Annotated in this window: 11 protein-coding genes; all 11 read right to left on the reverse strand. The window is 34.7% G+C overall.

The genetic code is table 11. The features are described from left to right. Positions 1–603: 603 nt before the first annotated feature. Positions 604–1776, reverse strand: a complete 1173-nt coding sequence (locus BTO23_RS15645) for a HEPN-associated N-terminal domain-containing protein (protein ID WP_105063976.1) — start codon at positions 1774–1776, stop codon at positions 604–606. Between the two features lie 167 nt (positions 1777–1943). Further along, entirely contained in the window at positions 1944–2285 is a 342-nt protein-coding gene (locus BTO23_RS15650) for a hypothetical protein (RefSeq protein ID WP_105063977.1), read from the reverse strand. Between the two features lie 164 nt (positions 2286–2449). After that, a complete protein-coding gene (locus tag BTO23_RS15655) occupies positions 2450–3040 on the reverse strand; it encodes an outer membrane beta-barrel protein (RefSeq protein WP_105063978.1) in 591 nt (196 codons plus the stop codon). A gap of 217 nt (positions 3041–3257) precedes the next feature. Next, complete coding sequence (locus BTO23_RS15660) at positions 3258–3803, reverse strand: hypothetical protein (protein ID WP_170066759.1); 546 nt, start codon at positions 3801–3803, stop codon at positions 3258–3260. A 154-nt stretch (positions 3804–3957) separates the two neighbouring features. After that, a complete protein-coding gene (locus tag BTO23_RS15665; RefSeq protein WP_146107799.1) occupies positions 3958–5016 on the reverse strand; it encodes a hypothetical protein in 1059 nt (352 codons plus the stop codon). Between the two features lie 134 nt (positions 5017–5150). Next, positions 5151–5648 carry a hypothetical protein gene (locus BTO23_RS15670; protein ID WP_061030689.1) on the reverse strand — a complete coding sequence of 166 codons (498 nt, stop codon included), beginning with the start codon at positions 5646–5648 and terminating at the stop codon, positions 5151–5153. A gap of 145 nt (positions 5649–5793) precedes the next feature. Next, positions 5794–6213 (reverse strand): hypothetical protein, encoded by a 420-nt coding sequence (locus tag BTO23_RS15675; RefSeq protein ID WP_105063981.1) that lies wholly within the window; start codon positions 6211–6213, stop codon positions 5794–5796. Between the two features lie 752 nt (positions 6214–6965). Continuing rightward, positions 6966–7475, reverse strand: coding sequence for a hypothetical protein (locus tag BTO23_RS15685; RefSeq protein WP_146107800.1), 510 nt, complete (start codon positions 7473–7475; stop codon positions 6966–6968). A gap of 415 nt (positions 7476–7890) precedes the next feature. Continuing rightward, the gene (locus tag BTO23_RS15700; protein WP_105063985.1) at positions 7891–8133 is read right to left on the reverse strand and encodes a hypothetical protein; all 243 of its coding nucleotides are present in this window, start codon (positions 8131–8133) and stop codon (positions 7891–7893) included. A gap of 166 nt (positions 8134–8299) precedes the next feature. Continuing rightward, on the reverse strand, positions 8300–8800 hold the full coding sequence (locus BTO23_RS15705) for a hypothetical protein (RefSeq protein WP_146107801.1): 501 nt from the start codon (positions 8798–8800) through the stop codon (positions 8300–8302). A gap of 731 nt (positions 8801–9531) precedes the next feature. After that, positions 9532–10004 (reverse strand): hypothetical protein (locus BTO23_RS15715; RefSeq protein WP_211295936.1); only part of this gene is annotated, 473 nt, incomplete at its 5' end.

Below are 10004 nucleotides of genomic sequence, written 5' to 3' on the forward strand. Positions count from 1 at the left end.
TGTAATAAATCGTGTTGATGCGATTGTTGTGCGTGCTTACTTTCGGCTTGGCTAGCTTGGTAAGGAACTGCCCTGCCAAGATTTTCTAAGTCCTGATTCTAATTTACCAATAGTAATTAAGCGAACAAAATGTTCTTAAATTGCGAGATAAAGCGAATGGAAAACAGATACATTTCTTACACCATTTGAATGGCTTGGTTTCAGCAGATTTGGAACTGATAAACCAAATATCCTAACAACAATTGGGATTGAAAATACTGCGAGGAAAACACTGATGCAAACTAAAATGAGGCATAACCAAAGAACAATTGAAGCGTAAAATAGCTTCTGAAACGCCTGAACTTAGGGAAATAAGGGCTAATTTGCCGAACCAGATGAAATGAAAACAAAAAGGAAACAAAGAAGAAATTCACACTTACTAAGCCGAAACTACGAAAGCCTCGATCCTTTTGATGAACCGTGAAAAAAATTTCGGACTCAGTACGCACAACGCCTGCATAACACGTTTACTACTATGCAATTATACTCAAAATTGACGCCTTAAAACGAGAAACACCCGACAACCTGAGATGCCGAGTGTAGTAAATCGTGTTGATGCATTTGTTAGCTGCATTCTTGAATTTTAAGTAATTCAAAAAACTCTTCCAACTCCTCGTTATTTGAGGAGAAAATAGCAATATTTGTCCCCTTATCATCTTTAACACTCGGATACTTTAATCCCATAACACCATCACCATTTTCATCTTTGAATTTATAACGAAAATACTCTGATACTATTTGTGTTGGAACATAATCCACGTGCTCTTTGCCATCTTTCGTAACCGGAGCAATCAGATCTTTAATAAAAGCATGCAAAAAATACCGATTATGTCTACTTTCGTAAAGTTCTGGTTCAAAAATACTTGGTACTCGAGGCGCGACAGAAAAATCAATAATAGGAATATCTATTTTAGTTTTATATTTAGCTGTAAACCATCTTTTAGACCACTCTAATACTTCTTTTTCAGCTGTTTCTTTTTCATACGCTAAATATAAGTATGATATTCCTGCAGGGTTCATTCGACCAGCTGTTGCTACACCAATTGGCGGAACACCCATTTCAGAAAATGTTGAAAACATTTCTTTATTTGGAGCATGCCTTACACGATAAAACTCTGTACCAGCAGGGATCACTGTAACCATTTTCTCTTTAATACAAGTATTACCAAGAGCATCAAGCATACTAGCGATAGGGATATAATCAGGTCGTCCAGCAGAGAACTCATCTTCTGGTTCAGCTAGAAATAAATAACGAGTTTTAGTTAACACCTGCTCTTTGAAACTTTCCCAGCCATAAAATAATGTGTCACTAGGGTCACTAATTGACCAGTCACCGTCAGAATGTCTAACCCAGTATGTGCAAGGATCAAAACAATCTGCAACATCTTCTGAAAATTGTGAGTCCCAGCCAGGATCAAACTCCATCAAAACTTCTTGAATATACGTCTGATCTTGAAGCCATTCCTTTTCAACCCATGGCATATCAACATCTTGTGCATCTGAGTACTCTTTTGCCACTGATTCATAAATTCTAAACATGACAGTATTAAATGGTGCCGCAATGAAAGCACCTTCATCTTCTTCACCACAATAGTCACATACATTTGAAGTGAGATTTGCGTTGACTAAATGTTGAAGTGCAGAATCAACAACACATTCAGAGCATACATTCTTATCTAATTCTGAAATTTGTGGACCTTCATTCATCGAAATTGAAAGTTCTGAAAAATATCCCATTAATTTATTTCCTTTTGAAAGCAGCTAACGCCTGCATAACACGTTTGCTACTATACAGACTTACCTAAATTTTACCGCCTTAATCACTGAAACTAAAGGCAAACTGACAACGCCGAATGTAGCAAATCGTGTTGATGCATTTGTTATGTGCTAATTTTAGCTCCGAGCTACTCTTCAAATAGATCCATTTCTTGGTTAACGAAATCCATTACTTGATCATAGGTAAACTCATCTATTTTCCCTGCTATCACGAAACAAATTAGATAAGATGATACGAAATGAAACTTATAATGAAGTTTAGAGTTAGGATTATATAACCTATCAGACTTAACCTGTTCATCAATTTCATGATTCATAGCCTCAAACAATGAGCTATTATTCATATGATTACGCTTTGAGTAGAAAAGTGATGCTAACTGATATAGGTTTTCTTGTGGTATATCGCCATTTGAAATAGCTTTCAGTGCTTCACTTAATGCTTCTTTTACCTCTATTAGCCACTTTTCCATATATCATTTCTCCATACTTTCCTAATTTGCACATAACGCCTGCATAACACGTTTACTACTATGCAATTATACTTAAAATTGATGCCTTAAAACGAGAAACACCCGGCAAACTGAGGATGCCGAGTGTAGTAAATCGTGTTGATGCATTTGTTATGTCGCTGATTTTAGAAGAAATAACGAGCACCTAAATAAAAGCCAGTTAACGTTAAGTTAGCTTCTTCAATTTCTGTAAATGCTGCTCGATACCCTAAATTCAAATCAACACCTTGCGGTAATCGAGTTCCAATTTCAGCACCCAACTGATAACCTGTTTCTGTTTTTGAATAATTTTGATTAGCGCTGTCTTTAACATCAATATCTATTTGCCCAACACCTATCATTGGAGCAAAATAGATATTGCCAAAATCATAGAGAACAAACAATTTAGCCTTAGCGTTAATAAAAAAAGCATCCCCATCAGAACTTGAAGAACCGCTATTATCAATTTCACCAAATGTTCGATACTCAGCTTCAATACTAGGTTTTACCACTCGATGCGTATCAAATTCATAACCTGCGACAAAGTTGTAACCTAAATCACTTGATTCTTCTGCTGACCCATTTCCTACTTCAAGCTCAACATTATTAGCCATCGATAAATCAGCACCAATATAAAATTGATTACCAGATTCTTTAACGTGTTCATTAACATTAGCGTAAGAAGATGCACTCAAAAATATAAGAGAAGTAGCGATTAATCCTTTAAGCTTACTCATTTAGTATTACTCTCAATAAAAAGAATCATATTACCATAGCAAAATAGAATGCGGTAATTATTAATACAGCCTTTCAAAAGCGACATAACGCCTGCATAACACGTTTGCTACGATACAGACCTAGCTGAATTTTAACGCCTTAATCACTGAAACTAAAGGCAAACTGACAACGCCGAGTGTAGCAAATCGTGTTGATGCATTTGTTATATGGCGAAAGTTACCAACCTAAAAGCTTATTTATCAAGTCTGAGAAAGCCCAAAGCAACGTACCTAAAAAAAGAATTCTAAACTCCCAAACTCTTAAATTTCGAGACCATATATTTAACATTTCCTCTAACCACTTAGCTAAGTATTGCTCTTTTGTTTTAAACTCACCAGCACTAATATAGTTAATTTCTTCAATTAGTTCGAATGCATTTTTAACCGAAAATTTAGGGTAAAGTTCTTTAAGACGAACACGGTACTTCTTAACAAAACTCTCTGCCCAAATTTTATATAACTCATTTTTTCCAAATAGTTTAGCTGCCTCATTGAAGCTTAGATTTTTTAAATTAAGACAAAAATCTTTATACGCCATACTTATTGCTATAAGAGTTATAACGGCTCCAGCTCTACCTAAATGAGCAAAGTCTTTAAACACTATAGCTGTAGCTACACCTGCAACCAAAACAGCCCCAACTGCAACAATGTAGAACATAAAGCTAATCATGATCTTAAAAGCAGGAAGTCTAAGAGTTTCTTCTGTAATTTCAATTTTTGACATTTTTACTTCCACTATTTCCATAAAGCCATATAACGCCTGCATAACACGTTTGCTACCATGCAGATTAAGCCTAAATTTACCACTTAACACGGTAAAACCAAAGAAACCTAGAATGCCGAATGTAGTAAATCGTGTTGATGCATTTGTTAGCCGTTTAGGCAAAATTTAATTTTTTAACTTTATCAAATAAGAATTTACCTGCCCACAAGTATGGGAACATCGTTAAAAACAGTACAAAGTATTCAAAAGAACTAAACCAGAAATTAGACCATTCAAACTGAACACCAACAAGTAAATTAAGAGTAACTAACGGCAGCAAAACCCCAAAAAGCATATTGAACATTATTAATGTAATCACTTTTAATGTTGTTTCTTTTACACGAAAAGTTTCGTTGTAGGTATTAAAGTTAGAGATAGCTACTGACAATAATGGAATAACCTCTTTTTCAACAACATGAGATTTTTCAAAGTAACTAACAAATACTCCTTGAAAATCAGTAACCTTATTTATATGAGGTAAATGAAACTGCTTCCAAATTTTTTGCTTTTCATTCTCATCCATTTGATAAGGCATTTCTGCCATTTGTTTTTCAAACATCTCAGTTTGTTCCTTTAACTGTTTCTGTTTTGTAAATTCAATGGCATAACTTGCTAGAGTCATTAGTGAGCGGTTATTTGTATTCCAAGTCCAATTTAAATAGCTAACAATCCGGTGCATCTCTTGAATACGTTTAGCGTCAAACTCCTTTGAGCATAGCTTAGCAACTTTATCCGTTTGCCCTTCAATATGAACTAAATTATTATTCCAAAATGGGTAAGTAGTAAATATCGTAGTAAAAAGTGAAAAAAGCTCATTACATGCAGATATTACATCTTCTGAACTTGGCTCACTTTGGTGAGAACTTCTCGGGATTCCATATTTTTCCTCATAATCTAAATATGAGTACAACATAGTTGCTCTTCTCAATGCTTCTTTACCATTGTTATCCCAATTCAATGATCCATCTTCATTAACGTAGATATTGTTGCCATTAAACATCATAGTATTTGGAGTACTAACAGACATACTATGTTTTAAAGCGTCTTCTAATTTCTCCTTAGCGTCATTTACTTTTTGATAAGCATAAATTGCAAAAGCAGAGAAAAATGCAGCAACTACACCGATAATTGTCACATGCAACGCTGGAAGCGCTTCTAATATTGGAGAACTCAATTCTATCCCTCTTACTATAAATTGATTGATGACGGCTAACGCCGCAATAACACGTGCGAACGACTGACTTTCCAAACCAATTATACTCTAAACCGCGAATGCCGAGTGTAATTAGCATCGTGTTGATTGCTTTGTTATACGAATTCGAACAGCCTTTGATATAACTCTTCTATCGTATTGATAACCTCAAATTTAGACTTAGAAATGATACGAATTGACGGGCGTTCATTTTTAACACCTTCAGCATTTCCTTTACTGTGCTTAGCAATAGGAAAATCTACGATACTAGGTAATTGCTCATTTGGATTATTACCAAAGAATAAAAATGGACCTAACTCTAAAGTAGCTTCATTAAAGTACACCCAAACCATGCAACCAGATGGTTTGTTAGCTAATGCAATATGTACTTTCTGTTTACTTGTACTTGAACCGATATGAGATGTTTTCAATTGAACATGTCGAATCATGCCCAAATCTTCCATAATTAAGTCATAACCTTGATTATCAACTTCCGGTTTTGATATTTCGATAGAACAAGATTTATTTTTCCATGATATTTTAAGTAACTCACTGATTAATGAGTGTTCAATAAGCTTTTCTCTAAATGATGAATTCAAATAATGTTGTTCCATTTTATTCCCTTATTCGTATAACGCCGCAATAACACGTTTACTACGACATAGACTTAGCTGAATTTCACAGCCTTAATCACTGAAACTAAAGGCAAACCTACAACGCCGAATGTAGTAAATCGTGTTGATTGCTTTGTTATGTGAATTACATTGTGGTTGAACTACATTTTGGACATTGATACTTACCAAGCCTATGAAATCTAGATGGTAACTCAGATTCAGGAATTAACTTATCGTTATCAGTATAACATTTTGCACAAAATGGCCCATTTGCTTTCCCATCTTTAGGGTTTTTTAAAAAGTAATGACCATTTCTAAACTCAACTTCTTCAGTTTGATTAAGTTTTTCTTCCAATTCTTTTATTTTAAGTCTGAGATCTTGATTTTCTTCGCGTATTTCAGACATTGAAATCTTAGCATCGGAGAGCGTTTCTATTAATTCAGCCAACTTTAACTTAACTTCTGCATCTTTAAGTGATGAATCAATACTTCTTAACTCTTTCGTTATATCTAACGCTACTTTTATTGAAGAGATCCCTGCTGAAATACTAGCTATATCTACCATATTAAATCCTCTAAAAATTCACATAACGCTGGCATAACACGTTTATTACCATGCAGACCAACCTGAATTTTACTGCCATAATCACAAAACTAAAGACAAACCCAGAACGCCGAATGTAATAAATCGTGTTGATGCGATTGTTGTGCGTGCTTACTTTCGGCTTGGTCAACTTGGTAAAGAACTGCTTTGCCAAGATTTTCTAAGCCCTGATTCTAATTTACCGATAACAATTAAGCGAACAAAATGTTCTTAAATTGCGAGATAAAGTAAATAGAAACAGATACATTTCTTACGCCATTTGAACGGTTTGGTTTCAACAAGTTTGGAACTGAAAAACCAAATATATTAGCCACAATTGGGATTGGAAATACTGCAAGGAAAACACGGATGCAGACTAAAATGAGGCATAGCCAAAGAACAATTGAAGCGTGAAATAGCTTCTGAAACGCCTGAACTTGGGGAAATAAGGGCTAATTTGCCGAACCTGATGAAATGGAAACCAAAAGGCAACAAAGAAGAAAAGAACGCTTACTAAGCCGAAACTACGAAAGCCGCGATCCTTTTGATGAACCGTGCAAAAAATTTCGGACTCAGTACGCACAACGCCTGCATAACACGTTTGCTACGATACAGACCTAGCTGAATTTTATTGCCTTAATCACTGAAATTAAAGGCAAACTGACAACGCCGAGTGTAGCAAATCGTGTTGATGCATTTGTTATGTTTACTCTATAAGAGTTTGATAATTAAAACTAATCAAGTAACTTAGAACTAACTAAACTTACATTAGCAAAATCATTTCTTTCTAAACAATCAAATTTATTTTTTGAAAAATACCCTACAGATAAATTGCCCTTATCAGAAATAATTGCACCCAACTTTTTAGACTTAGACATAACTTGAGCACCGACCTCTAATGGAAGTATCAAAATATCATTCATTGTTGCTATTTCTACCTTGGTATTAGCTTGATCAGTTTGCGTATAAATCCAGAAACCCTCAGTATAATTACCATATTTATTGATACCGTTTCCTATCTTTTTTGTTAGGTTTCTATTTTTTAGTAACTCTAAAGAAACGTTAGCATCAAATGAAACGAAACAAGCGCCATATTCCTCAAATTTTTTATCATTCAATTTATTAATTTTTTCATTTTTGATTCTAAGCTGTTGAGCATCATAAATATCAGTAGCTACAGAACAACCAGTCAAAAACACAGCAAATAACCCTAAAAATAAGTATCTCAAAATCGTTTCATCCAAATAAAAACAACATCATAAATTAAAGATTTACACTGTAAACATAACGCCTGCATAACACGTTTGCTACTATGCAGATTAAGCTCAAATTTACCACTTAACACGATAAACTCAAAGAAACCTAGAATGCCGAATGTAGCAAATCGTGTTGATGCATTTGTTATATGCTTATTTTATAAATCTAAGGGTGAGCTACCCCATTTTTTGACATTGTGGACAAGTACAATATGAATAATGGTCCCCCCCCATCTTTTGGCAAATAGGACATACACAGTATGAATAGTGACCGCCACCCATTTTTTGACATGTAGGGCAAACACAGTGTGTATAATGCCCCCCACCAATTTTCTGACATGTAGGACATGAACAATATGAGTTATGATTTCCACCGTTCTTCATTTTAAATACCTTATTCTATTTAAAAATCACTGCTTATATTAAGAACCGCCATTGATATAGCTTCTTCAGATTTACCAATAACTAATGTAGGTTTACCATGCACATCACGCACCCGCTCTGCATCAATAACACTAACGTCTAGCATCTCAAAAAGTTTAAATGATTCCTTGCCTTTAAGCATCCCTTCATCTTCAGTATAAAAAATTAACTGAAGATCTGAATCTAAATTAGCCAACTTTTCTTGTAATTCTTTTACTTTCATTATTATTCCTTAATTCCGCTTTTATTACCGATGATGCACACCAGCATATAACGCCTGCATAACACGTTTGCTACGATACAGACCTAGCTGAATTTTAACGCCTTAATCACTGAAACTAAAGGCAAACTGACAACGCCGAGTGTAGCAAATCGTGTTGATGCATTTGTTATACGTTTGCTACCCACACTTGATGAGTTTTCTTTGAAGAGATTATCCCCGAATTAACTAGTCCTGTTAAACAACCATATCTAGAGTGACCTTCAACAAGATGATAATTGGATTTACTTAAAAACATAATTGGAGATCTTAACCATGTTGAATTTCCTTTCCAATGTTGCACAGTTGCTCGATTGTGGCCGATAAAATTCCAATCATTATCAATAGACACCCGTTCTGACTTCATCTTACAAGTTGTTGACCAATTTTCAAATTCAGAGAAAATTGATGTATGAGCAATATCATCGTAACTCAATTCAACTAACTCCCATTTTAATTTAGAAATATCAATATTTTCATATTGTTCTTGAAATTGACTATTTCTTCCATGATCAGAATAAAATTGCTCAATTACATCTAGCGGGGTATTCGGCAAATGAAGTACAAGTTCGTCAATATCAATATTACCCGCTTCGTCAGCCTTAAATTCCATTAACTTACTAAATTTCATAGATTCCTCATCCAAATTTTTCGAAACGTATAACGCTGGCATAACACGTTTATTACCATGCAGACCAACCTGAATTTTACCGCCTTAATCACGAAACCCAAGACAAACCCAGAACGCCGAATGTAATAAATCGTGTTGATGCGATTGTTGTGCGTGCTTACTTTCGGCTTGGCTAACTTGATAAAGAACTGCCCTGCCAAGATTTTCTAAGCCCTGATTCTAATTTACCGATGGCAATTAAGCGAACAAAATGTTCTTAAATTGCGAGATAAAGTGAATGGAAAACAGATACATTTTTTGCGCCATTTGAACGACTTGGTCTCAGCAGATTTGAAACTGATAAACCAAATATCCTAACCACAACTGGGATTGAAAATGCTACGAGCAAAACACTGATGCAGAATAAAATGAGGCATAACCAAAGAACAATTGAAGCGTAAATTAGCCTCTGAAACGCCTGAACTTAGGGAAATAAGGGCTAATTTGCCAAACGTAATGATACGAAAACCAAAAGGCAACAAAGAAGAAAGGAACGCTTACTAAGCCAAAACTACGAAAGCCGCGATCCTTTTGATGAACCGTGCAAAAAAATTCGGACTCAGTACGCACAACGCCTGCATAACACGTTTACTACAGGCAATTATACTTAAAATTGACGCCTTAAAACGAGAAACACCCGACAACCTGAGATGCCGAGTGTAGTAAATCGTGTTGATGCATTTGTTAAGTTTTTATTTACTGATATCTAAATACTTTTTAAACTTTTCTTTAGCTGGATTAAATTGCTCAGTTAACCAAGTTAACTCAAAATCCATACCATCCACAACCTCATCATGATTATATCCTTCTGGTTTAATTTGTGTGTTGTCTTTATATTTACGATTCCATCGATGTAAATTCAAACCTCTTTTGTATATTTCTTGTAAATAATCTGAAATTTCATGTCTAAATAAAAAATCCGCTTCAGATACAGAAATATTGAATTCGAGTAAATTTTTATGAGAAATTTCCGCATCACGAGTTATTAAAATTAGTACTTTTTTTACTTCTTCGTATATTTTTAATCTTCGATCGTACTTCTCGAGCATTAATTTTTGCTTATTTAATTTCCACTGTTGGTATGCAATATAAGTTGCAATAATTGCAATTACTGGAGTAAGTAACCCACTAAGTATCTCTATCACCTGATGACTCCTTATAAAAA

This window comes from Aliivibrio sifiae, from assembly GCF_002954715.1.
Classification (GTDB): Bacteria; Pseudomonadota; Gammaproteobacteria; order Enterobacterales; family Vibrionaceae; genus Aliivibrio; species Aliivibrio sifiae.